The organism is Agrobacterium sp. 22094 (assembly GCF_052046015.1).
Lineage (GTDB): Bacteria > Pseudomonadota > Alphaproteobacteria > Rhizobiales > Rhizobiaceae > Agrobacterium > Agrobacterium cavarae.
The window spans coordinates 615,559-637,935 of the sequence record NZ_JBQEPX010000001.1 but is presented as its reverse complement, the minus strand read 5'-3'; the positions used below and the strand labels follow the sequence as shown (position 1 = coordinate 637,935).

Below are 22,377 nucleotides of genomic sequence, written 5' to 3'. Positions count from 1 at the left end.
TTCTCATGACGGGGGCATTGTTCTGATCGGATCAGCGATCAGGAATTAGCGGCGGATGACCGGGCAGCCACGAACATTGGCGAACACGACGCGGTCGCGGCCGTAGCGATCGAAGCCGGCGACAACGACTCGGCGCGGCGAAACATCGACAACGCGAGCGCGACGAATGCCCATGCGGCTTGCTTTCTCTTCTGCAAGCCAAGGCGAGCAGCGATCACGGCCGCGATCCGGACGACCCCAACCCGGGCCACCGTGGCCGCCATGGCGATAGCCATCCTGAACATACATGCCGTACCGGAAACCATCGGCAGAGGCGCTGGTGGCTGTGGCGGAAACGCCGCCGAGTGCGATAAGGGCTGCCAAACCTGCTTTTACAAAGTTGCCAATCATGGGTCTTGCTCCGTTTTTAAAAACCGTGGCCTGGCATTTGCGCCGGACCGATTGAGCAGACACTAATCAAGGGCTGCTGAACATGATCAGAACCGGCCATTCACCCATCGTTCAGGCAAGGGAAACTCTCAAACGGAAAGGTGCAACACCACGTCGCGCCGGTGCGGACGATCCCGATGCTCGAAAAGATAGATGCCCTGCCACGTGCCAAGCATCATCCGGCCTGCGGACACTGGAATGCCGATCGAGACCTGTGTCAGCGCCGCCTTGATATGCGCCGGCATATCATCCGGTCCTTCCATCGTATGGACGACCCAGCGCATCGTCGGATCGCTGGAGGGCGGCACGAGGCGCGAGAAGAATGTCTTGAGATCACGCTGCACATCCGGGTCGGCATTCTCCTGAATGATCAGCGAGCAGGAAGTGTGCCGCACGAACACCGTCAAAAGTCCCTCCTCCATCCCGGCATTCCTGACAAACGCGGCAGCTTCATCGGTAAACTCGTAAAGACCCTGTCCCCGCGTGCTCAGTTCAATCGTCTTTTGCGGCATAATTATTCTTTCCTACTGCTGGAACCAAAGTAAAAGCTGGCCGTTATTGCTCACTATGGGCAAAGTCGGTGCGTACTGGACGCACACCCCACGGACGAGACGATCTATGAATTGCCTTGCAAGCGCAGAAGAACTTGGAATATGCACTTTTGACGAAATGCAAGACAACGGCTCTGGGACCTTTGCACCCTCTCCTTTAGGGAGAGAGATAACAAGGGATTTCCACTGGCCCAACTCTTCCCTTCAAAGAGCGGCCCACCTGCAGTCCAGCATAACACTGCGCTTGGAACACTGACCCATGATGCCTTTAGACGAGAAGGTCGATCTCACAAACTGCGATAGAGAACCGATTCACATTCCAGGCAGCATTCAGCCGCATGGATGTTTGATCGTGTGCGATAACGCAATGCGCACAGTCCTTCGCTATTCAGAGAACTGCGAGGCCTTCCTTGGCATAGCAGGCGACCTGACCGGGCGCCAGACCGAAGAAATCTTCGGCAATACGGCCGTGCACGATCTGCGCAATGCCTTGACGGTGACGGCAAACAGCAACCGTGCCGCCCTTCTGCCCAATGTTCGCATGGGCAATAACAGAGCCTATGATGTTGCGATCCATCGCTATAAGTCCGTCACGATCATAGAGCTGGAAACAGCGACCGATGAGGCACAGCCTCTTCACACGGCTCAGTTGATGATCGATCGCATTCGCGAAGCCGACAATGTCGACAGTCTGATTTCCCGTACATCCCGTCTGATCAAGGCAATGCTTGGCTATGACCGGGTCATGATCTACCGCTTCGAGCAGGATGGCGCCGGCAAGGTCATATCGGAAGCAAAGCAGCCCGCGCTCGAGAGCTTCCTCGGCCAGTACTTTCCGGCAAGCGACATTCCCCAGCAGGCGCGCGCGCTGTATCTCAAGAACACGCTGCGCATCATTTCCAACACAGAGGGTGAAACGGTCCCAGTCATCCCGCGTCTCGACGCATCCGGAGAGCATCTCGATCTTTCCTACGCCCATCTGCGCAGCGTCTCGCCCATTCACTTGGAATATCTTCGCAATATGGGTGTGTCGGCCTCCATGTCGATTTCCATCATTGTCGAGGGCGAGCTGTGGGGGCTGATTGCCTGTCACCATTATTCTCCGCGAATCCTGCCCATGCCGGTGCGCATTGCGGCGGAAATGTTCGGCGAGTTCTTTTCCCTCCACCTGCAGGCACTCAAGCAGCAGAAAAAGCTGATGACCGCGCAGGACGCGCACGCAGCACTCGATCGATTCCTGCGTCTTGCCACCCACCAGACGAATATCGAAGAGCTTCTGGCGGACAACCTGCATGACTTCAAAACACTGATGCCCTGCGATGGCGTCGGTCTGTTGATGAACGACAATTGGTATAGCGTCGGCAGCACGCCGCCGGATACCGCTATTCCGCACATCGGCAGGCTCCTGCACTCCGTGGCAGAGGGCAAGGTGTGGGCAACCCATGCGCTCTTCAACCACTTGCCCGAGGCCGAGGAGTATAGCGGCGTGACGGCCGGCCTGATGGCCGTTTCGCTCTCGCAGGTGAAGAATGATTATCTCCTGTTCTTCCGCAAGGAGTTGATCCAGACGCTGAACTGGGGTGGCAATCCGGAAAAATCCTACCAGACAGGCCCGATGGGCGACCGTCTGACACCGCGCAAGAGCTTTGCCATCTGGAAGGAAACCGTTCACAAACAGGCCCAGCCCTGGACGGATGAAGACCGGCAGATTGCAGAAGCGGCCCGCGTGGCGCTGGTGGAAGTGGCATTCCGCCATAGCGAGTTGATGGCAGACGAGAGAGCGCAGGCAGAAGTGCGCCAGCGTATGCTGAACGAAGAGCTGAACCACCGCGTCAAGAACGTGCTGGCCATCATCAAATCTCTGGTGGGCAACCCCACCCAGGAAGGCCGCACCCTGCAGGAATATGTGACAGCGCTCAAGGGACGCATCCAGGCGCTCTCCTTCGCCCATGATCAGGTCGTGCGCGGCGAAGGTGGTGGCATGTTGAAGGATCTGCTGGAGGCAGAGCTTTCTCCTCATCGCTCGCCGGAAACTGTGATTACGCTCGATGGACCGGCCGTGGTGCTGGATTCGCGCGCCTTTTCGGTCATGGCACTCGTCCTGCACGAGCTGGCCACCAATGCCGCCAAATACGGCGCGCTTGCCCACGCCGGCGGGGAGTTGTCTGTTTCTTGGCGCCTCAACGAGCGGCGTGACGTCGTGCTCGACTGGCAGGAAAAAGCCCGCACCAGAATAACGCCGCCGGCAAAAACCGGCTTCGGAACGGCACTCATCAGCCGCAGCGTTCCCTATGACCTCGGCGGCAAAAGCCGTATCGACTATCTGCCCCATGGCTTGGAAGCACAAATTCTCATCCCCGCGCGCCATGCCTCGGTCAGTGTCGTGGAGACGACCAACGACACGCAGATCGGCGGAAAAGTCGATTTCGCATCCTATTCCCCGGAGGAAAAGTTGAACGTATTTCTCGTTGAAGATCAGATGCTGATCGCCATGGACGTGGAGTACATGCTGGAACAGCATGGCATTACCGACATCGAAACCGCGACATCTTCCGCAATGGCGCTGGAAAAGCTCAAGACGGCCAAGCCGGACATAGCCATTCTCGACATTAATCTCGGCAGCGATACCTCAATCCCGGTGGCCTACGAGTTGCTGAGACGCGAAATCCCCTTCATGTTCGCCACCGGCTACGCCGACGGCATCATGGTACCGGGCGAACTGGCGCACGTGCCGATCATCCGCAAGCCCTATGACGAGGATTCCTTACTGTCGTCCATCGGCAAGCTTGTTGGCAAGAAAGTCAACGCCTGATCTCGAACGACAAAGTGTGATCGGATCGCCTGCCTTAGAGGGCAGGCAGTCCTCGCTGCTTCGCCTCTGAAGCAGACAGCTTGCTCCCGATATTGTAACTGAAGCCTGTCACTGCATAATTGTCGATATCCGCCTCACAATGGAAATCAAAGGCATACCACTCGGTTCCGACGTTAAATGCCCCTCCGCGTGCGTCCAGAACATTAGCGGTAATCACCCTACCCTTTCCGGTGTAGGGCGTAAGTCCTCCTGGTCCTCTTTGACCGGCGCGAGCCGCAAAGATTTGAGCCAGGGCCTCAGCCGTGCATAATTGAACAAGTCGTTTCTGAGGTGGGAGTTCAGCGAGAAATTGTCTGGACATGGGGTCCGCTAGAGTAGCGCCGGACAGTATCTTTCGTGCTGGCTTCAGCTTGGGGTCGCCAGAACCGGGGGCTTTCTTCTGCGTCTCGCTTTTCGTCTCATCCACCTCAGGCTTGGGAGTCGGAACGACAGCGGCTACTTGACCACTCTGCGTCTCAGCCGCTGCAATTTCGCCCGTGGCAGCTTGAGGAACACCTTCCATCGCTGCCTTTAACGGATCATCTTTAGCATCGTCCTGTTCGACCGTCGGCTGATCGGCTTTCGTGTCCGCTTCTGATTGCTTGGATGGACTGGGCTCCGGCTTCGCCTCCCCGCCCGTGTCCTCCTGCCGTCCCGGCTGGTCCTTCTCATCGACTTGCGTCTCTTCAGGGCGAAGCGCGACTGGTGGCAGCATCGCCGGCGACGGCGCCGAAGGCAGTGCAGGCTGCTGAGGCGTTTGAACCGGTGGAGGTGGAGGCGGCTCAGGCTTCTTCGCTTCCTCCGCTTTCTTAGCTTCTGGCGGTGGCTCCTCCTTGGGCGGCTCCACGAGTTCCACGCTGACACTGTCGGGCTCGGCAGGCTTGAGCGGTGTTTCAAGCCATTGAAAATAAAGAACGCCAATCACCACGACATGCAGCAGCACGGAGATTGGAACGGTCCAACTCCTTTGCCGCGTCGTCTGTGTCAGTGGCTTTTCCATAGGCGGTGATATCTTGGCCGAATGAAGATCGGACCCGTTGAAAGCAAAAAACCCGGCCATCGTCTGACCGGGTTTTAAATCTTGTGCGACTGCCGATCAGCTGTCGAGGAACGAGCGAAGCTTGCGCGAGCGGCTCGGATGCTTCAGCTTGCGCAGTGCCTTCGCCTCGATCTGGCGGATACGTTCGCGCGTCACCGAGAATTGCTGGCCGACTTCTTCCAGCGTATGGTCGGTGTTCATGCCGATACCGAAGCGCATGCGCAGCACACGCTCTTCGCGTGGCGTCAGCGATGCGAGGACGCGGGTCGTGGTTTCGCGAAGGTTCGCCTGAATGGCGGCGTCGATCGGCAGAAGCGCGTTCTTATCCTCGATGAAGTCGCCGAGATGGGAATCTTCTTCGTCACCCACGGGCGTTTCAAGCGAGATCGGCTCCTTGGCGATCTTCAGAACCTTGCGAACCTTTTCGAGCGGCATCGCCAGCTTTTCAGCCAGTTCTTCCGGTGTCGGTTCGCGACCGATCTCGTGCAGCATCTGGCGCGATGTCCGAACGATCTTGTTGATCGTCTCGATCATGTGCACCGGAATACGGATCGTGCGCGCCTGGTCGGCAATCGAGCGGGTGATCGCCTGACGAATCCACCATGTGGCGTAGGTCGAGAACTTGTAGCCGCGACGATATTCGAACTTGTCGACCGCCTTCATCAGGCCGATATTGCCTTCCTGAATGAGATCGAGGAACTGCAGGCCGCGGTTGGTGTACTTCTTGGCAATCGAGATCACCAGACGAAGATTGGCTTCCACCATCTCCTTCTTGGCGATGCGCGCCTCGCGCTCACCCTTCTGCACCATGGAAACGATGCGGCGGAATTCGGCAATCGAGATACCCGTTTCCTGCGCCAGGTTCTGAATTTCCTGACGAATGTCGCGGATCGTGTTGTTTTCTTCGCGCGCAAATTCCTTCCAGCCCTTGGCTGCAAGGTTGGCGATCGACTTCATCCAGTTCGGATCGAGTTCGGCACCGTGATACTGCTCAAGGAAGCTGTCGCGCTTCACGCCGTAGGATTCGGCAAGACGCAACAGACGGCCTTCGTTCTGCATCAGGCGCTTGGAAATGTCGTAGAGCTGCTCGACAAGGCTGTCGATACGGTTCTGGTTCAGCGACAGCGACTTCACCGCCGTGATCAGCTGATCCTTCAGTTCCTTGTAGCGACGCTCCTGACCGGTGGACAGCGTACCCGTGCAGGCAAGACGCGCTTCGACCTGCTGATCCTGAAGCTTGCGCAGCTTCTTGTAGGTATCGGCAATCGTGTCCAGCGTTTCCATGACCTGCGGACGCAGTTCCGCTTCCATGGCGGCAAGAGACAGGTTCGACTCGTCGTCGTCCTCTTCTTCCTCTTCCGGCGGCAGACCTTCGCCGCCGACATTGGTCACGTCGTCATCGCCACCCGGGTTACGGGCACGGCGGGTCTTTTCCTTTTCTTCGGCAGCCTTGCGGTCAGCCTCGATCTTTTCCGGGCTCTGGAACTGCGGAGCAGCCTTGGCTTCCGGACCCGAATAGGTCGTTTCGAGATCGATGATCTCGCGCAGCAGCGTCGTGCCTTCGTTCAGTTCGTCGCGCCAGATGATCAGCGCCTGGAAGGTCAGCGGGCTTTCGCACAGCCCCGAGATCATCGTCTCGCGGCCGGCCTCGATACGCTTGGCGATGGCAATTTCGCCTTCGCGCGACAGAAGCTCCACCGAGCCCATTTCGCGCAGATACATGCGCACCGGGTCGTCGGTGCGGTCGGTCGGCTCTTTCTTCTTGGCAGCCGCAAGTGCCGTGCCGCTCGAAGGCGCAAGTTCGCCACCTTCGGACTCGTCACTGTCGGAATCGTCGTTGTCAGCCTCGGGGGAAGCTTCCTCGGCGTCTTCGTCCTCGACCACGTTGATGCCCATTTCGCTGAGCATCGCCATGATGTCTTCGATGCGATCGGGATCGACCTGATCGGATGGCAGAACTTCGTTGAGTTCATCCATGGTGACGTAGCCGCGCTTCTTGGCGGCCTTGATCATTTTCTTGACCGCGTCATCCGAAAGATCGAGAAGCGGCCCATCCGTCGCGCCATCGCGTTCGTTTTCAGCTTCTTCGTTTTCTTTGACTTTGGTTGCCATCTATCTCGTCGCTTTCCCTGACGCTCACATCCGCCTTGGGCCAACGCCGTCCACCTTGGAAAGGTTTCCGGCGACAGCCCCGAATCACGTCAAACACCTAACGGAATGATCTTTAACTGCCGATTAAACGCGGCACTTACCGGAGGAACCTTAAGACAGTGCATTCGGAAATACATGCTCATGCAGTTTCGATCCGCCAAGGTCCATTCCACCTTACTTTTCCTGAAATGGTGATTCCCGCTATTTCCCGTTACGTCAAGCCTTTCCGGCCAGACCTAGGGTTAAAAACCGAAAAAGCCGTCATAGCGGCAACATTTTGCGGGCCTTCACCAACTTATCCCCTATTTAGGGCAATAATTACAAAAGGCAAGCCTGAGCGCGTCGAAACAACGAATGCACGCTGCACGAATGCGTCACGCGATTTTGCGGTAACGGCGGGCAACAACCCAAGACGCTAGCGCCTGAGCGACAGAACTCCACCATCGAAACACGCTTCACCCATGCCCGTAAGCCGGACCCTTCACCCTGCCCGACATCACACCAAAGCCATCGATGATCGCCTCCTGGTTTTCCATCCGGCCGATCTCAAGCTGCACCTCGGAAAGGGCGCGCATCAGTAGAGTGACGCGTTCGCTATCTCCGGCCTCAATGGCCTCGGCAATTTCCCGTTCGAGATCGACCATCTGCCAGCGCAGAGCCTTGGTACGCTTGTGCAGCGATAGCGCCTGAATATAACACTCACGCGCATCCTCAGGTGCTGCCTGCTCGGTCGCGGTCCAGAGCCGCGCATTGCGCACCTGCTGGTTCATCGCCTTCACCATCGCGTCGAAACCATGTGCTTCCAACCGCTCCATCAACCCGGTGCGAGACAGCTCCGCGCCATTCTCCGCCGCATAGGTCAGCACCTGCGACCACAGACGCTGAAGATCGCGGTTCTCGTAGTCGATGGCGGCAATCTCGTCATATTCCTCCAACAGCAGCTGCGGATGATTGACGATGGTCAGTGCCAGAACGCTCTCGCGAAGCGCCGGCGCCGTCAGATAGCCTTTGACCAGACCGGATTGGCTGAGCCGCTCGGAAATCCGGCCGCCACCGCCTGGAGAGGCTGCACCCTGCCCGCGTTGTCCATTCCTGCCATTCGGCTGCGCACCGCGACCGAAGTTGCGGTTCGGCATGTTGTTGCCGCCGCGCTGAAACTGCGGCTGGAAGAACGCATTCAGCCGGTCGCGCATATCCTGCTGGTAAAAGCGGCGCACGCTTTCGTCACCAATCACCGACACGATCTGGCGGAGCCGGTTTTCCAGCTCGGCGCGTTTTTCCGGCGTATCGAAAGCGGTCGAGCTCGTCTCACGGCTCCAGATCATCGCAGCCAGCGGCTTTGCCTCGGAGAGCACGCGGTCGAAAGGCGCCCTGCCCTCGTGGCGCACGAGATCGTCCGGGTCCTTGCCGTCGGGAAGCAGCGCGAAGCTGACAGAGCGTCCGGGCTTGATATAGGGCAGCGCCAGATCCGCCGCACGATTGGCCGCGCGAATACCGGCGCCGTCACCGTCGAAGCAGAGAACCGGCTGCGACGCCATCTTCCAGAGGAGCTCAAGCTGGTTTTCGGTCAGCGCCGTGCCAAGTGGTGCCACGACATTTTCGACGCCCGCCTGATAAAGCGCAATCACATCCATGTAGCCTTCCACCGCAATCACCGTGCCGGCGGATTGGGTGGCGCGGCGCGCACGGGCAAAATTGTAAAGGACGCTGCCCTTGTGGAAGAGTTCTGTTTCGTTCGAATTCAGATATTTCGCCAGCGCATCCGCCGCCATGGCGCGACCACCAAAGGCGATGACCTTTTCGCGCGACGACAGGATAGGAAACATGATGCGGTCGCGGAAACGATCATAGGAGACCGGCACGTTCTCATGCACGACAAGGCCACAGGCCTCCATCTGCTCCTTGGTGATGCCCTTGGCCGCAAGATGCTCTTTCAGCGCATTGCGGCTTTCCGGCGCATAACCCAGCCGGAAGGTCTCGATGGTGCGTCCGCTAAGCCCTCGATCCCGCAGATAGGCACGCGCTCTCGCCCCTGCCGCCGTCTGCAGCTGATCCTGGAAAAACAGGGTCGCCATTTCCATGACGTCCTGAAGCGACGCGCGTTCCCGCTCGCGCCGCTCGGCCTGCACATCCGGCTGCGGCATGGCAACGCCCGCCATATCGGCAATCTGCTGCACGGCCTCCGGGAAGGCCATGCCGTCGAGGTCCGTCAGAAAGCGAAAATGATCGCCGGAAACGCCACAGCCAAAGCAATGGTAACGACCCTTGCGATCCTCGCAGTGGAAGCTCGGGCTCTTTTCGCCATGGAAAGGGCAGCAGGCCCAGAAGTCGCCCTTCGAGGCGTTGCTCTTCTTCCTGTCCCACGTCACGCGTTTGCCGATGACATCGGAGATGTTCACCCGGTCGCGTATCTCGTCGAGGAAGGAGTTTGAAAAGCGCATTGTACCTGAAATCTCAGCCGGCCATCCGGCGATCTTCTATATAAGCCTGTCGGCTGCCAAATACCAAGCCTGCCGCGACCTCGTACACGTTATTCACAGTGTCCGCCATTGAACGCAAAGCAGGGGCTCTATCGAAACTTCGGGCGAAATTGCGGCAGAAACCAACCGCCCCAAATTACCTATTTGTAATTTGAAGAGGACGGAGACGCGTGGCAATCTCTCATCATCGACATGAGGTCGAGAGTGATGAGTACCATCGGAAGGCCCGGGCGAAATCCCCCCACCGCTCGCCCGATAAGAGGTCGCCAGTCCGCAGGCGCACCTTCCGATAAAAGAAAGGCAGGGCTCCCACATAGGCCCTGCCTTTCTTATTTTCATCGTCTTACAAAGGTGGCTGGATTTACTTCAGCAGATCCTTGATCTGTCCCGATGCCTTGCCAAAATCGATACGGCCCGGATAGCGTTCCTTCAGAACAGCCATCACCTTGCCCATGTCCCGCAGGCCCGATGCGCCAGTTTCGGCAATCACGCCTTCGATGATGCCACGAACCTCCGCCTCTGGAATTTCTTCCGGCATGAAGGACTTGATGATGGCGATTTCGTCACGCTCCTGCTTGGCAAGCTCTTCGCGTCCTGCTTTCTCATAGATGGAAGAGGATTCTTCGCGCTGCTTGATCATCTTGGCGAGAATCTGCAGGATTTCCTCATCCGAAACAGGCTCCTTGCCGACGCCGCGATTGGCGATATCGCGATCCTTGATGGCCGTCTGCACCAGACGGATCGTCGACAGGCGAAGGGCATCCTTGGCCTTCATGGCTTCTTTCAGGGCGCTTGCGAATGTATCGCGGATCATCTCAGTTTCTCCTTGGAAAGCCGGACGTGAAGATATTTCGAGCCCAGGACTTTCCTTAACAATTGTGCGGGTGACATAAACGAGCAGGCGTCAATCGGCAAACCCTTTGCTCAAGTCTTTGAAGAAGCTTGCTTTTAATTCCTGCGGATTCACCGGCCCCGCGGTTGACCGCACGGACCGCTTCCGTTATTTTCCGGCACCTGCACGAGAATTTAACGAAGGTTACGACGCGAAGGCTTTCGCGCGTCCTTGCTCCGCGAGAAAACATGACCGCTTTCGTCCTGCCTTTCAAGAGGCGGGCCGGACCGGCAGAAACGGAAAACGAGATGACCGAGACAGCTCCCTGGACAACACGCAAACCGACCGCCATGCTCGTTCTTGCAGATGGCACCGTGATCGAGGGAACCGGCATCGGCGCGACAGGCAAGGTTCAGGCGGAAGTCTGCTTCAATACCGCGCTGACGGGCTATGAGGAAATCCTGACCGATCCATCCTATCTCGGCCAGATCGTCACCTTCACCTTCCCGCATATCGGCAATATCGGCACCAATGACGAAGACATCGAAGACCTGACGCCGGCAGCTCGCCACGGCGCGGTTGGCGTCATCTTCAAGGCCGACATCACCGACCCGTCCAACTATCGCGCTGCCAAGCATCTCGACGACTGGCTGAAGAGCCGCGGCATCATCGGGCTGTGCGGCATCGACACGCGTGCGCTGACCGCCTGGATCCGCGAAAACGGTGCACCCAACGCAGTGATCGCCCATGACCCGAACGGCGTTTTCGACATCGAAGCGCTGAAGGTTGAAGCAAAGGCCTGGAGCGGCCTCGTCGGTCTCGATCTCGCCATTGAAGCCACCTCCGGTCAGTCCTCCGTCTGGAGCGAAACGCCGTGGGTTTGGGGCGAAGGTTACGGCACGCTCGGTGAGCAGGATGCCAAGTACCATGTCGTCTGCGTCGACTTCGGCGTGAAACGCAACATCCTGCGTCTCTTCGCCGGTCTGGATTGCAAGGTCACCGTCGTTCCGGCACAGACCTCTGCCGAAGACATCATGGCGCTGAAGCCGGATGGCGTCTTCCTCTCCAACGGCCCGGGAGACCCTGCCGCAACCGGCACCTATGCCGTTCCGGTCATCCAGAACCTGATCAAGACCGATCTGCCGATCTTCGGCATCTGCCTCGGCCACCAGATGCTCGGCCTTGCCGTTGGCGCCAAGACCGAGAAGATGCACCAGGGCCACCATGGCGCAAACCACCCGGTGAAGGACTTCACCACCGGCAAGGTGGAAATCGTGTCCATGAACCACGGCTTTGCGGTGGATGCGAAGTCTCTGCCGGAAGGCATTGAAGAAACTCACACGTCACTCTTCGACGGGACCAATTGCGGCCTGCGCATCACCGGCAAGCCGGTCTTCTCGGTGCAGCACCACCCGGAAGCATCGCCCGGCCCGCAGGACAGCCACTACCTCTTCCGCCGCTTCGTCAACCTGCTGCGTGAGAAGAAGGGCGAACCGGCCCTCGCAGAGCGCTGATAAGACTCGGCTTTATTCCAGATAATGCTCGGCCCGCCTCAAAGCGGGCCGTTTTCGTTTCACGCTTTACCTGCCGCTTTCATTTCACGCTTTACCTGCCGCTTTCATTTCCCGCTTCACCAGCAGATAGAAGCGCGTGGTGAGCATGATCGCCGCAGCACTCAGCCCCACAACAAAGCCGGACCAGACGCCCACGCCCCCGAAGCCGAGTGGAAAGGCCATGGTCCAGGCAAGGCCAAAGCCGATCGGCCAATAGGAAATCAGAGCCAGAAAAGCTGGCACGCGTGCATCCTTCAACCCGCGCAACAGGCCCGCGGCCACGGCCTGGATACCGTCCACAAGCTGGAACAGACCTGCCATGATGATCAGCGTCGACGCATAAGCCAGCACCTGTGGGGCTTCCGGCAGCCGCTCATCGAGAAACAGGCTGCCGAGCCTTTCAGGCATCGCCGCGAACAGTATCCCGCCGCAAATCGCAATGACGCAGGCGACCGCATAGACGGTGATCGCCGCACGGATCAGGTTGGGATAATCGCCTCTGCCATGGGCAACGCCAACACGCACCGTTGCGGCCTGCGACAGCCCAAGCGGGATCATGAAAGCGAGTGATGCCAGCTGCAGCGCAATACCATGGGCCGCAAGTTCGATCGTGCCGATCTGGCCGATCAGAATGGAAGCGGCCGAAAACAGTGTGACTTCCGCCAGAATGGTAATGCTGATGGGAAGACCGAGACGTAACACCTCGCCAAGCGCCTTCCAATCTGGCTTCCAGAAGCGCACGAAGAGCTCGTACTGGCGTGTTTCCTCCTGGGTCTGAATATAGACGACGATAAATACGAGGCTGAAAAGATTGACGATGACCGCCACCACGGCAGCGCCATTCATGCCCATGGCGGGCAGGCCGAAATGGCCGAGAACGAGGCCATAGGCCAGAATGCCGTTGATCAGCAGCATGGCGATGGTGGCATAGAGAACAATGCTCGCACGCCCGATTGCGCTGACCAGACCGCGCATCACATAAAAAAGCAGGCCCGGAAGCATGCCAAACTTGGAAATGGCAAGATAATCGCCCGTCAGCTTCGCCACATTCGGATTTTGCCCAAGCGCCACCAGAATGCGCTCCGCATTGTGAAAAATGCCAAGCGCCAGCAGCCAATAGACAATCGCCACCCACATGCCCATCCGAAGCGCGCGCCGGGCAGATGTCGCATCCCCTTGCCCGTAGGCATTGGCAACCATGGGGACGACCGCGACCGAAAAGCCGGAGCCGAAGATGAAGACAACGAAGAAGAACTGACCGGCCAGCACCATGGCAGCAAGCTTTTCTGCACCGAGCTGACCGACGATGATCATGTCGGTCGTATGGATGCCAAGCTGCGCGAGTTGCGCTCCGATGAGCGGAATACCCAATGCAAGCGTAGCGCGCAAATGCGCGGCCCATGAACTGCCGCTCTGCGACGCGTTCCCGACAGCTACCGACGAAGACATGATCTCACCTCAAACTGAAACCGCTTCCAGAGTATGCTGGAAGCGGTCGATGCTATGCATAAAAGACTTGGCAGAACTGCGCAACAAAAAGGCGCACATCCTCAACATCAAGCTTTCCGTTGCCGTTACGGAAGATCAAGTCGATCGATCAGCGAAGCCCTATGGAAAACATCAGCTTAAGCTTATGTTTACAGTTTTCACTCTAACGCTTCTTAACTGACGAAAATCAATTCTCGGGTGCATGACGCGCGCCGCAATTGCCAGTGGCATGTTTCCAGTCAATCCGGCTTCATGCCGGGCCATCCGAGGACCATATCTTGTCCACGAAATCGAACTTGATGACGCGGATCGTCATTTCCGCATCCTGCCTTGTCGTCGCTGCCTTTGCCGGCTTCTCCCTCTATATCGACAGCCTCCAGCGCGGCGCCGCCAACAGCTTTGTCTCCGACAAGGTGAGCTCTACCGGTGAAGAAGCAGCGCTCAGCATTGCCAACTGGCTGAACGGTCGCGTCATCATGACCGAGATGGTTGCTTCGGCGCTGAGCAAGGGCGCCGACCAAGTCACGCTTGACAAGGCGCTCGAGAACGACGTTCTGGTGCGCGAATTCAAGTCCACCTATTTCGGTGATGAGGCCGGTGTGTTTACCACTTGGCCAAACGAGAAGATGCCGGAAGGCTACGATCCACGCAAACGCCCCTGGTACCAGGCGGCTGTTGCGGTCAACGCGCCGATCCTGACCGAGCCCTATATCGATTCCTCCACCAGCGAACTGGTCGTCAGCGCCGCCATTCCGGTGAAGCGCAACGGCAAGCTCGCAGGCGTCGCCGCAAGCGACTTCACGCTGACGAGCCTTGTCGAGATGATCAAGAAGATCAATGCCGGCCCGGATGGCTACGCCTTCCTCGTCAATAATGACGGGACGATCCTGATCCACCCGGATGCGGGCGTGATTTCCAAGACACTTGCAGATCTCTTCCCGACAGACACGCCGAAGATCAGCACGGCGCTCAGCCAGACGCAGTTGAACGGTGCCGATAAGATCATCAGCTTCATTCCAGTGCCGGGTCTGCCCTCGGTCAGCTGGCACCTGGGCTTCGTCGTCGACAGCAAGGCCGCTTTCGCCTCCGTTTCGACCTTCCGCGTTGCCGCGATCATCGCCACGGCTCTCGCGGTTGCCGGCATGATCGGCTGCCTGGTTCTGCTTCTAAGCCGCGTGGTCATCACACCGGTGACGCGCATGACATTCGCCATGGAACAGCTTGCCGCCGGCAATCTCAACATCGCCATTCCCGGCCAGGAGCGCACCGACCAGATCGGCTCGATGGCCAGCGCCGTTGCCGTCTTCCGCACCAATGCGCTGGAGCGCCAGCGTCTGGAGGGCGATGCCGAGCGCAACCGCACCATGACCGAACAGGAGCGTGCCGAACGCGAGCGCCAATCCGCCAAGGACAGCGCCGATATCCAGTTCGCCGTCGATGCGCTGGCCGAGGGCCTGACCCATCTCTCCAATGGCAACCTCAACCACCGCATCAATACGCCCTTCGTTGCGCGTGTCGATCGCCTGCGTTCCGACTTCAACGCCTCCATCGCCAAGCTCAATGCGGCCCTCGTCAATGTCGGCCACAATGCCAATGCCATCGATGCCGGTGCGAGCGAAATCCGCCACTCGGCGGACGATCTCTCCAAGCGCACCGAGCAGCAGGCAGCCTCCGTCGAAGAGACAGCGGCTGCGCTTGAGGAAATCACCACCACCGTCAAGGATTCGGCCAAGCGGGCCGAAGAGGTCGGTCGTCTTGTGGAGCGTGCGCGTCAGAACGCAGAACAATCCGGTGTCGTCGTCGGCGATGCGGTGAAGGCCATGGAGGGCATCGAGCACTCCTCCACCGAAATCTCCAAGATCATCGGCGTCATCGACGAGATTGCGTTCCAGACCAACCTGCTGGCCCTCAATGCAGGCGTGGAAGCCGCCCGTGCCGGTGAAGCAGGCAAGGGCTTTGCTGTCGTTGCCCAGGAAGTGCGCGAACTCGCTCAGCGCTCTGCCAATGCCGCCAAGGAAATCAAGACCTTGATCAGCACGTCTACCACTCAGGTTGAATCCGGCGTGACGCTGGTCGGCAATGCCGGCAAGGCGCTGGAAACCATCGTTGCGGAAGTGCAGGAGATCAACAAGCACATCGACGCCATCGTGCTTGCAACCCGCGAACAGTCCACCGGTCTGCAGGAGATCAACACCGCGATCAACACGATCGACCAGGGAACCCAGCAGAACGCCGCGATGGTGGAAGAACAGACGGCCGCGAGCCACGGCCTCGCGACAGAAGCCGCGGCCCTGAAGACGCTGCTTGCCCAGTTCAAGCTCTCCCAGAATGAAAGCCAGTACAGAAGCTACGGCCAGGCCGCCTGATCGTCGGCACAGACCAGACAAACGAGGCCCGAGAACCGCGAGCGGTTTTCGGGCCTTTTTCTTTTACCCAGACGTCAGAGGGTCTGCCTGCCCTTGTCTCCCCGTGAGGCGCGAGCCATCTTCTCCACATCACGATTCGGGAGGGATAACGGATGTGGGAGATTCTCTGGCGCGGCGCGGCAATGGGGATTGGCGGTACGCTCTTCATGGATATCTGGGCGATCATCCTCCACCGCGCCTTCGGCCAATCGGCCGCCAATTGGGGTCCCGTCGGCCGTTGGTTCTGGCACCTGCCCAAGGGCAAAGTCTTCCACGACAGCATTGCAAAGGCCGAACCGCACGCCAATGAGGTCGCGATTGGCTGGATTGCCCATTATGCAGTCGGCATTCTCTACGGCATTATCCTTGCGTTGATCGTGCCACCGGGCTGGTTTGCGGCCCCGACCTTCCTGCTACCCTTCGTCGTCGGCATCGTTACCGTGGGTGCCGGCTGGTTCCTGCTCCAACCCGGTCTCGGCATCGGGTGGGCTGCCTCCAAGACGCCCAACCCCAACAAAGTGCGCGCGCTCAACCTCGTTGCTCATACGATCTTCGCGCTTGGTATGTTTGTCACTGCGTTGCTGATCGTCTAACTCTCACCCTGCAGAAGCGGCTTCAACAGCGGGTTGGGGAAACGGCGCTTGATCGTCACCGCATAAAACGATTCGACCATGCCCGGCAGCGCATCGAACTCCACCAGCGTACCGGCCTCCAATTCTCCTTTGACGACGATGGGTGGCAGAACCGCAAGCCCTGCCCCCTCGCGTGCCAGAAGACGCATCATTGCCATGTCATCGACTTCGGCTGCGATCTGAGGGCTGAGGCCAAGGCGCGCGGTCAGAGCCTCGAACTGAGTACGCACGCTGCTTTCGAGCGTCGGCAGGATCACAGGATGCTCGGCCAAAAGATCAGCGAGCGTTGCTCCCGGCTTGCCGAAGGACGGCCTGCCGACAAGGCTGACCCGCTGCTGATAGATATGTTGGGCGATGAAGGGTGTGACGGAATCCGCCATCGGCGGCTGGTTCAGGAGAACGATATCGAGGTTCAGCGTTTCCAGCGCGCCCAAAAGCTCGCTCGTACTGCCCGATCGCAGAATCATGTCGACATCCGAACGGCCGAGGATCGGCCGCAGAAACTCGATCTGGAAGTTGCGTGATAGCGTGGCGAGCGCGCCAATGCGGATGGCGCGGCGGCTGCGTCCTGTCTCTTTCAAAGTCTCGATCAGTTCCTCACCAGCGGCGAAGATCGTGTCGGCGCGATCAAGCGCAATGCGACCGGCCTCGGTCAGGTAAAGCTGCCGCCCTCGCCGCTCGAAGAGCGCATGACCGAGCCGCTCCTCCAACTGCTTGATCTGAATGGATAATGCCGACTGCGACAGGTTCAGCCGTTTTGCCGTGCGCGTCAGATTTCCGTCATGAGCGACAGCGCGGAAATAGCGGAGGTGGTGATAGTTCAGATCGGACATCGTTCTATTTTATAGAACGTTTCAAGAGAAACAATGAATTTTTATAGGGCTTCGGTTCCTGATAATCCGTCTGTCACACGCCGCTGCTCATCCTCCCCAAGCAGCCACAGACCGGAGAACTCTCGTGATCTACGCTCTACCGCTCCTCGCGCCGCTTCTTCTCGCCTACGCCTCATATAACGCCTTCAAGGCACCGGGTCTTCGTCCGCGCGCGGCAATCCGCCTCGCAGAACTTGCCGCCCTCGCATCCATTCTCGTCGCTCTCCTCTCAGGCCTCGTCCTCGCTCTCTACGGACCGGGCACGAGCCCGATGATCGGCTATGGCTACGTGGCGCTCGCCTCGAGGCTCGACCTCGTCAGCCTGGTGATGCTTCTGCTCGTCTCCTTCATCGGCTGGGTCGTGCTGCGCTATGCCGGGACCTTTCTTGATGGCGAAACCCGGCAAGGACCCTTTACCGGCTGGATGACGGCAACGCTTGCCGCGGTTCTGCTGCTCGTGCAATCCGGCACGTTGCTGCAACTCGTCATCGGCTGGTGTGCGGCAAGTCTTCTGCTTCACCAGTTGCTGATCTTCTATCCGGAGCGGATTGCTGCAAGGCGCGCTGCGCGCAAGAAGTTCTTCGTCTCGCGGCTTGGGGATCTCGCCCTGATCGGCGCCGTTGCCCTGCTTGCTGTCGCCTTCAAGACCAGTGACATCGCCACCATCCTTCTCGAAGCACAACAGGGACATGGCCTGCCGCTGACGATGGCCGCTGCAGCATTGCTGGCTGTCGCTGCCCTCCTGAAGTCCGCACAGTTCCCCACCCATGGATGGCTGACGGAAGTCATGGAGACGCCAACTCCGGTTTCTGCACTTCTGCATGCGGGCGTCGTCAATGCCGGCGGCTTCCTGCTGATCCGCTTCGCCGATGTCATGCTGCAGGCTCCCATCGTCCTTGCGACTCTGGTCATGGTCGGCGGCTTCACTGCGATCTTCGGCAGTGTGGTGATGCTGACCCAATCTGCGGTCAAGACGTCGCTCGCCTGGTCGACAGTGGCGCAGATGGGCTTCATGATCCTGCAATGCGGCCTGGCACTCTTCCCGATTGCCCTGCTGCACATCGTCGCCCACTCGCTCTACAAGGCCCACTCATTCCTGGCGTCCGGATCGGCAATCGAAACCGTGGCCTCGATCCGGCGTCCCGGCCCAATCACCATCCCCAATGCCAAGGCCGTCGGTCGCGCCTTCCTGCTGGCTCTTGCCATCTTCGCGGTGATCGGCCTCCTCTTCGGCTTTGCCGACAAACCACCGCAGGCACTGGCACTCGGCGCAATCCTGATCTTCGGCGTGGCCTATCTGATCGCCCAGGGTCTGGCGGATGCCGCTCCGTGGGCGCTCACCTGGCGCACCTCGCTCTACGCTGTCCTGGCCGCAACCGCCTATTTCGCCTTGCAGAAGATCGCTGACGGGCTGATGCACGGCACGCTCCCGCCTCCGCCCCAGCCTGGCCCACTGGAATGGACGCTGATGCTGCTGGCCGTCGTCACCTTCGGCCTTGTAGCGGTTGCCCAGTCGCTGTTTCCTCTCTGGGCGTACCATCCGGCAGCAGCGGGTCTGCGCGTCCACCTCGCAAACGGGCTTTACGTCAATGCCCTCTTCGATCGCCTGCTCGGCGGCTGGAAACTCACCGCCTCCACCACAACCTCCGCTTCCGTGAAGGAGTAAGTCTCATGACCACCATAACCCCAGTCGATACACTTCACGGCGATGCTCAGGCAAAAGCTGCAGATCAGGCCGTGCGGGCCATTCCGCCAGCCTGGCCCTTGACGGCGACCGTTGCCGTCAACCCTTTCCTCGGCCAGGCAAACGAGACCTTTGATCAGACCGCGGCACTGCTGGCCCGCATCGGCGGCGTACGGCTTGCTCTGCCCCGCAAGCATTTTACGGACAAGATTGCCACGGGTGCCATGACGGACGAGGACATCCTCGCAGCACTGCTCACGAACACCGCCGACCCGAGCATCGATCTGGCTGCGATCAAGGCTGCCCTCTCGAACGAAGCATCACCGATCCGCGCTCTGCCGACCGTTGCCGATCTTGCTGCAAAGGCGACGGATCAGGATTGGCCGGGCCTGATCTCGGATCGGATCGGAACGTTTGCTGCGGGCTTCTTCGATCAGGGCCAGGCCCTTTGGGCGGCATCGAGACGCAACGGCCTTTACGCCGCCTGGCGGGCCTTCGCGACCCATGACCTCACCCCGGAAATCCTCGGTCTCAAAGGCTTCGGCATCCATGTGTCGGACACCCCCGAAACGCCGCATGCCGCCATCGAACGGGCTGTCGTTTCGCTTGGGCTTGGCGCAGAGCCAGGCACCTATTTCCACCAGCTGCTGCTGACGCTTGGTGGCTGGGCGCAATATGCCCGCCACATCCAGTTCAGGGCCGAAGTCGACGGCGGCGTCGACACAACAGCGCTTGAGCTTCTCGCAATCCGACTGGTGTTCGAAGAAGCGCTATACCTGCAGCACAAGACAGATATCGAGGCCGAGTGGCGGAAGGTCCGCACCGCCCATGTGGAGCCTGTTGTCGCCAATCGTGACATCCAGATCGACAGCATTCTGCAGTCTGCGGCCGAACACGCGGCCCAGAGGAAGCTCGCCGCCGCTCTCGCCGCGCCTTCGACCGCCACCGTGGCAGACCAGCGGCCGATACTGCAGGCAGCCTTCTGCATCGATGTCCGTTCCGAAGTCTTCCGGCGGTCGCTCGAAAGCATGGACCCGTCCATCCGGACGATCGGCTTCGCCGGCTTCTTCGGCCTTGGCGCGAGCCATCACGGCTTTGCCTCCGATGTCGCAGAACACCGGCTGCCGGTGCTGCTGAAGCCATCTGTCTTCACCTGCAGTGCTGTCGATGACAATCAGAAGGCTGACCAGAAGGCCCGCTTCGGTGCGCGCGCCATCCGCGCCTGGGGCCGGTTCAAGCTCGCCGCCGTCTCCTCCTTCGCTTTCGTTGAGGCAATGGGGCCCGTCTATGCGGGCAAGCTTCTGCGCGACGGATGGCATTTCACCAAGGGTGCGAAGCCCGACAAGGCAAAGCCCCGCTTTGTCCAAAACCTCGACCTGGAAACGAAGGCAGCCATGGCGGAAAGGGTGCTGAAAGCCATGTCGCTGACCGAGGGCTTCGGCCGCTTCGTGCTGATCTGCGGTCACGGCGCCAATGTCGTCAACAATCCTTACGCCAGCGCGCTGCATTGCGGCGCCTGCGGCGGCCATGCGGGTGACGTCAATGCCCGGCTGCTGGCCGATCTCATCAACGATCGGGCGGTGCGTGAGGCCCTCACTACAAAAGGGATCACCATTCCGGACGACACTGTCTTCCTTGCAGGCCTGCACGACACGACGACCGACGCCGTCACACTCTTCGAAGATGATCCGGACAGCAACATCGCTTCGAAAGATCTGGCTCAACTGCGCAAATGGATGGCGGATGCCGGCCGCCTAACGAGAGCAGAGCGCGCACGCAACCTCCCGCGGGCGACAGGGGACAACCTGCATGCGCGAAGCCGCGACTGGTCGGAGACCCGGCCTGAATTCGGCCTTGCCGGATGCCGCGCCTTCATCGCCGCCCCACGGTCACGCACGGCGGGCAAATCGCTGGAGGGACAGGCCTTCCTGCATGACTACGTCTGGCAGAAGGACGAGGACTTCAAGATTCTCGAACTCATCCTGACAGCGCCCGTGGTCGTCGCAAGCTGGATCAGCCTGCAATATTTCGGCTCCGCAGTTGCGCCCTCCCTCTTCGGTGCGGGCAACAAGCTGCTGCACAATGTCGTCGGCGGCATCGGCGTGGTCGAAGGCAATGGCGGCAATCTGCGCGCCGGGCTACCCTGGCAATCGGTGCATGATGGCGAAAAACTGGTCCATGAACCGCTGCGGCTGACTGTCACCGTGGAGGCCCCGAAGGAGGCGATCACCGACATCCTGCAGCGGCATCCGCAGGTGAGCGCGCTGTTTGACAATGGCTGGCTTGCGCTCATCACCATCGACGATCAAGGCCAGCTTGCATGGCGCTACAGGAACGGTGGAACTTGGGAGAAGATGGACGGCGGAGAAAAAGACGCTCCGTCGCAGAGGCTGGCGAGTTGAAGGCCAGTCAAATTTGCACCCACGTCCTCGGGCTGAGCCCGAGGACGGCGTGGCTATCGAAAGCCCCTCAAATATCAGCAGAGAACGTATCGCAATCCTCGACGCGCCCGCTCTCAAACCCGCGGCGGAACCATTCGACTCGCTGCGCCGATGTGCCGTGATTGAAGCTGTCGGGAACGACATAGCCCTGCGTTTTCTTCTGCAGCGTATCGTCGCCAATCTGGTGGGCGGCGTTCAGCGCCTCTTCCAGATCGCCAGCTTCGAGGATGCCCTTCTGCTGGGTGGACTTGCCCCAGATGCCCGCATAGCAATCGGCCTGCAGTTCCACCTTCACCGAAAGCGCGTTGGCCTGGCTCTCGCTCATGGACTGGCGACGCTGGTTGAATTCCGGAAGCACGCCGGTGAGGTTCTGGACGTGATGGCCCACCTCATGCGCAATCACATAGGCCTGGGCAAAATCCCCGGAGGCGCCGAAACGCTGTGAAAGCTCGCGGAAGAAGTCGGTGTCCAGATAGACCTTGCGGTCCACCGGGCAGTAGAACGGGCCGGATGCCGACGTCGCGTTGCCGCAGGCAGAGCGAACCTGGCCGGAGAACAGAACCAGCGTCGGCTTCTGATAGGTTTCCCCGGAGGCCTGGAAGATCTTGCCCCAGGTGTCTTCGGTCTCTGCCAGAATGGTGCGGACGAACGCCGTCGTCTCATCACTGGATTGGCCTTGCGGGCGCGTCCCGGTCTGTTGTTGCTGACTGCCGCTATCCGTCGACATATCACCGGAGAGCAAGGCGAGCGGGTTGATGCCAAGTGCCCAGCTGATCAGCAAAATAACGACGAGACCGCCGATACCAATCCCGCCACCACGACCGCCGGTCGGTAGGCGAAAACCACCGCCGCCGCCCATGCCGCCGGTCGACATGCCGCGTCTATCTTCGATGTTGTCCGACTGGCGGCGCCCTCTCCACTGCATGGCAATCTCCCCTTTAATATGCTTGCGCTAAACGCTAACTACCG

General features: G+C 59.6%; 15 protein-coding genes. 6 read left to right on the top strand and 9 right to left on the bottom strand.

Annotated features, from left to right (window positions below):
- Positions 1 to 45 precede the first annotated feature (45 nt).
- Both ACTJK5_RS03035 and ACTJK5_RS03030 read right to left on the bottom strand, forming a co-directional pair.
- Positions 46 to 390, bottom strand: coding sequence for a hypothetical protein (locus tag ACTJK5_RS03035; RefSeq protein WP_062426460.1), 345 nt, complete (start codon positions 388 to 390; stop codon positions 46 to 48).
- A 128-nt stretch (positions 391 to 518) separates the two neighbouring features.
- Complete coding sequence (locus tag ACTJK5_RS03030) at positions 519 to 941, bottom strand: secondary thiamine-phosphate synthase enzyme YjbQ (RefSeq protein ID WP_113266843.1); 423 nt, start codon at positions 939 to 941, stop codon at positions 519 to 521.
- A 298-nt stretch (positions 942 to 1,239) separates the two neighbouring features.
- On the opposite strand from ACTJK5_RS03030, the gene ACTJK5_RS03025 reads away from it, so the two are divergent.
- Positions 1,240 to 3,792, top strand: coding sequence for an HWE histidine kinase domain-containing protein (locus tag ACTJK5_RS03025; protein ID WP_440611815.1), 2,553 nt, complete (start codon positions 1,240 to 1,242; stop codon positions 3,790 to 3,792).
- 34 nt (positions 3,793 to 3,826) lie between these two features.
- Here ACTJK5_RS03025 and ACTJK5_RS03020 read toward each other — a convergent pair whose 3' ends face one another.
- The 4 genes from ACTJK5_RS03020 to ACTJK5_RS03005 form a co-directional block, all read right to left on the bottom strand.
- Positions 3,827 to 4,831, bottom strand: coding sequence for a DUF930 domain-containing protein (locus ACTJK5_RS03020; RefSeq protein ID WP_440611814.1), 1,005 nt, complete (start codon positions 4,829 to 4,831; stop codon positions 3,827 to 3,829).
- A gap of 96 nt (positions 4,832 to 4,927) precedes the next feature.
- Positions 4,928 to 6,982, bottom strand: coding sequence for an RNA polymerase sigma factor RpoD (gene rpoD, locus ACTJK5_RS03015; protein ID WP_062426456.1), 2,055 nt, complete (start codon positions 6,980 to 6,982; stop codon positions 4,928 to 4,930).
- 494 nt (positions 6,983 to 7,476) lie between these two features.
- Complete coding sequence (gene dnaG, locus ACTJK5_RS03010; RefSeq protein WP_440611813.1) at positions 7,477 to 9,462, bottom strand: DNA primase; 1,986 nt, start codon at positions 9,460 to 9,462, stop codon at positions 7,477 to 7,479.
- Positions 9,463 to 9,862: 400 nt separating this feature from the next.
- Positions 9,863 to 10,315, bottom strand: coding sequence for a GatB/YqeY domain-containing protein (locus ACTJK5_RS03005; protein WP_062440409.1), 453 nt, complete (start codon positions 10,313 to 10,315; stop codon positions 9,863 to 9,865).
- Positions 10,316 to 10,641: 326 nt separating this feature from the next.
- Here ACTJK5_RS03005 and carA point away from each other — a divergent pair, with 326 nt between their 5' ends.
- Positions 10,642 to 11,847 (top strand): glutamine-hydrolyzing carbamoyl-phosphate synthase small subunit, encoded by a 1,206-nt coding sequence (carA, locus tag ACTJK5_RS03000; RefSeq protein ID WP_440611812.1) that lies wholly within the window; start codon positions 10,642 to 10,644, stop codon positions 11,845 to 11,847.
- A gap of 84 nt (positions 11,848 to 11,931) precedes the next feature.
- On the opposite strand, the gene ACTJK5_RS02995 is transcribed toward carA, so the two are convergent.
- Positions 11,932 to 13,335: an MATE family efflux transporter gene (locus ACTJK5_RS02995; protein WP_440611811.1), complete on the bottom strand. Its 1,404-nt coding sequence runs from the start codon at positions 13,333 to 13,335 to the stop codon at positions 11,932 to 11,934.
- A gap of 317 nt (positions 13,336 to 13,652) precedes the next feature.
- Between ACTJK5_RS02995 and mcpU the strand changes: the two genes are divergently transcribed.
- Positions 13,653 to 15,740 (top strand): methyl-accepting chemotaxis protein McpU, encoded by a 2,088-nt coding sequence (gene mcpU, locus ACTJK5_RS02990; RefSeq protein WP_440611810.1) that lies wholly within the window; start codon positions 13,653 to 13,655, stop codon positions 15,738 to 15,740.
- A gap of 152 nt (positions 15,741 to 15,892) precedes the next feature.
- Positions 15,893 to 16,372, top strand: coding sequence for a DUF2938 domain-containing protein (locus ACTJK5_RS02985; RefSeq protein WP_130979058.1), 480 nt, complete (start codon positions 15,893 to 15,895; stop codon positions 16,370 to 16,372).
- Here the strand turns inward: ACTJK5_RS02985 and ACTJK5_RS02980 are convergent.
- Complete coding sequence (locus tag ACTJK5_RS02980; RefSeq protein ID WP_440611809.1) at positions 16,369 to 17,244, bottom strand: LysR family transcriptional regulator; 876 nt, start codon at positions 17,242 to 17,244, stop codon at positions 16,369 to 16,371. The two genes, ACTJK5_RS02985 and ACTJK5_RS02980, sit on opposite strands and share 4 nt — an antisense overlap.
- A gap of 124 nt (positions 17,245 to 17,368) precedes the next feature.
- Between ACTJK5_RS02980 and ACTJK5_RS02975 the strand changes: the two genes are divergently transcribed.
- Together ACTJK5_RS02975 and ACTJK5_RS02970 are read left to right on the top strand one after the other, a co-directional pair.
- A complete protein-coding gene (locus tag ACTJK5_RS02975) occupies positions 17,369 to 18,949 on the top strand; it encodes a proton-conducting transporter transmembrane domain-containing protein (RefSeq protein WP_440611808.1) in 1,581 nt (526 codons plus the stop codon).
- Between the two features lie 5 nt (positions 18,950 to 18,954).
- The gene (locus ACTJK5_RS02970) at positions 18,955 to 21,369 is read left to right on the top strand and encodes a YbcC family protein (protein ID WP_440611807.1); all 2,415 of its coding nucleotides are present in this window, start codon (positions 18,955 to 18,957) and stop codon (positions 21,367 to 21,369) included.
- 67 nt (positions 21,370 to 21,436) lie between these two features.
- Here the strand turns inward: ACTJK5_RS02970 and ypfJ are convergent, their stop codons facing one another.
- The gene (gene ypfJ / locus ACTJK5_RS02965) at positions 21,437 to 22,333 is read right to left on the bottom strand and encodes a KPN_02809 family neutral zinc metallopeptidase (RefSeq protein ID WP_111846866.1); all 897 of its coding nucleotides are present in this window, start codon (positions 22,331 to 22,333) and stop codon (positions 21,437 to 21,439) included.
- Positions 22,334 to 22,377: the final 44 nt, after the last annotated feature.

What these genes read in the sequence shown, in the direction of transcription:
- ACTJK5_RS03035 (WP_062426460.1), bottom strand. Translation starts at nt 390, where the DNA reads ATGATTGGCAACTTTGTAAAAGCAGGTTTGGCAGCCCTTATCGCACTC.
- dnaG (WP_440611813.1), bottom strand. Translation starts at nt 9,462, where the DNA reads ATGCGCTTTTCAAACTCCTTCCTCGACGAGATACGCGACCGGGTGAAC.
- ACTJK5_RS03025 (WP_440611815.1), top strand. Translation starts at nt 1,240, where the DNA reads ATGATGCCTTTAGACGAGAAGGTCGATCTCACAAACTGCGATAGAGAA.
- carA (WP_440611812.1), top strand. Translation starts at nt 10,642, where the DNA reads ATGACCGAGACAGCTCCCTGGACAACACGCAAACCGACCGCCATGCTC.
- rpoD (WP_062426456.1), bottom strand. Translation starts at nt 6,982, where the DNA reads ATGGCAACCAAAGTCAAAGAAAACGAAGAAGCTGAAAACGAACGCGAT.
- ACTJK5_RS02985 (WP_130979058.1), top strand. Translation starts at nt 15,893, where the DNA reads ATGTGGGAGATTCTCTGGCGCGGCGCGGCAATGGGGATTGGCGGTACG.
- ypfJ (WP_111846866.1), bottom strand. Translation starts at nt 22,333, where the DNA reads ATGCAGTGGAGAGGGCGCCGCCAGTCGGACAACATCGAAGATAGACGC.
- ACTJK5_RS03030 (WP_113266843.1), bottom strand. Translation starts at nt 941, where the DNA reads ATGCCGCAAAAGACGATTGAACTGAGCACGCGGGGACAGGGTCTTTAC.
- ACTJK5_RS02980 (WP_440611809.1), bottom strand. Translation starts at nt 17,244, where the DNA reads ATGTCCGATCTGAACTATCACCACCTCCGCTATTTCCGCGCTGTCGCT.
- ACTJK5_RS02995 (WP_440611811.1), bottom strand. Translation starts at nt 13,335, where the DNA reads ATGTCTTCGTCGGTAGCTGTCGGGAACGCGTCGCAGAGCGGCAGTTCA.
- ACTJK5_RS02970 (WP_440611807.1), top strand. Translation starts at nt 18,955, where the DNA reads ATGACCACCATAACCCCAGTCGATACACTTCACGGCGATGCTCAGGCA.
- ACTJK5_RS03020 (WP_440611814.1), bottom strand. Translation starts at nt 4,831, where the DNA reads ATGGAAAAGCCACTGACACAGACGACGCGGCAAAGGAGTTGGACCGTT.
- ACTJK5_RS03005 (WP_062440409.1), bottom strand. Translation starts at nt 10,315, where the DNA reads ATGATCCGCGATACATTCGCAAGCGCCCTGAAAGAAGCCATGAAGGCC.